The sequence below is a fragment of the Streptomyces sp. NPDC003697 genome (assembly GCF_053587115.1).
This window is the reverse complement of sequence record NZ_JBSFNN010000174.1, coordinates 1-1,524: the sequence shown is the minus strand read 5'-3', so window position 1 is coordinate 1,524 and position 1,524 is coordinate 1. Positions and strand designations below refer to the sequence as shown.

The 1,524-nt window shown below is 69.2% G+C and carries 2 protein-coding genes; both read left to right on the top strand.

Going from position 1 to position 1,524, the window contains the following annotated elements; genetic code table 11:
• The coding region (locus tag ACWDNY_RS31400; RefSeq protein ID WP_451649204.1) for a DUF3631 domain-containing protein at positions 1 to 972 on the top strand (972 nt) is incomplete at its 5' end.
• Positions 973 to 1,196: 224 nt separating this feature from the next.
• Positions 1,197 to 1,406, top strand: a complete 210-nt coding sequence (locus tag ACWDNY_RS31395; protein WP_030648457.1) for a helix-turn-helix domain-containing protein — start codon at positions 1,197 to 1,199, stop codon at positions 1,404 to 1,406.
• Positions 1,407 to 1,524 lie beyond the last annotated feature (118 nt).

Sequence of the window (1,524 nt, the reverse complement as noted above, 5' to 3'; positions counted from 1 at the left end):
GCCGCGGAGAACGACGCCGAGGAGCAGGCGGCCGGCCGCGGTGTGCGCTACCGGGTGGCGGTCAACGCCTCCGCCTCCGCGCTCTTCCGCGCGGTGTCGGGAATGGAGGGAAGGCCCACGATCCTGTTCGACGAGATCGACACCGTCTTCGGTCCCAAGGCCGGAGAGAACGAACAGCTCCGAGGCTTCCTGAACGCCGGCCACCGCCGCTCCGGCGTCATGTGGCGCTGCGTGGGCGACGGCTCCAACCAGCAGGTACAGGAGTTCCCGTCGTTCTGCGCCGTCGCGGTCGCCGGGCTCGGCTCGCTGCCGGACACGATCCTTACGCGCTCGGTCATCGTCCGCATGCGGCGCCGCGCCCCGAACGAGCAGGTGGAGCCGTTCCGGCAGCGCATCCACGAGAAGGAAGGGCACGCGCTGCGCGAGCGGCTTTCCACCTGGGCCCAGTCCGTCCGCGAACAGGTCGACGGGGTGTTCCCGGAGCTCCCGGAGGGCATCACCGACCGGCCAGCGGACGTGTGGGAACCCCTGCTCGCCATCGCGGACGCCGCCGGCGGCACATGGCCGGCGCGGGCTCGCGCCGCCTGCATCGAGCTGGTGAACGCAGCCAAGACCAGCGACAAGGGCAGCATCGGAATCCGTCTGCTCACGGACCTCCGCGACTACGTGTTCAACGGCATCGACCGTCTGCCCACCGTCGCCATCCTCGACAGGCTGCACAGCCTCGAAGAGGCGCCGTGGGCGGACATGAGCGGCAAGCCGCTCGACGCGCGCGGGCTGTCGAGGATGCTGCGGGAGTACATGACCGCGGACAACACCCCGATCGCGGCCCGCAACATCAAGACCGGCGGGAGCGTCATGAAGGGCTACTACGCGACCGATCTGCACGACGCGTGGCAGCGCTACTGCCCGCCCCCCGCGGAAAGTCCGCTACTTCCGCTACCGGCGCTACCGGGCAGGTCAGAGCCCTAGAAGCGGTAGCGGATCGGCACTCCGCATCCGCTACCGCGTCGCCCCACCCGCTACCCGTCCCGGCCACGATTCCGGGGCCGGTAGCGGCTCCATCCGCTACCGCTGTCTCCATCCGCTACCTGGATCATGCCTTTGACCAGGGCGGTAGCGGAGGTAGCGGAAGTAGCGGACCTGACAGGAAGGGGGCCACAGCCCCCGGAACCCTGCCGAGGAGGCACCGCCGCATGAGCACCGTTGCCGCACCAGCCGAACAGCTCCTCTACCGACCCGAGGAAGCGGCCAAGGCTCTCCGCATCGGACGCTCGATGGTCTACGAGGAGATACGCCTCGGACGACTTCAGACCGTCCGCATCGGCCGTCGCCGACTCGTGCCGCCGGAGTACATCGCGCAGTACGTCGAACTCCTCAAGCGCGAGGCGGAAGCCAACGCCTGAACTCCTCAACACCCCGTTCCACAGGGCCGCGTCCTTCAGGGCGCGGCCTCGGTGACACGGTGGCCCCGCTGAACCTGAAGACGGTCTCCTCGAACGTCTTCACCGACCCGGAGATCGC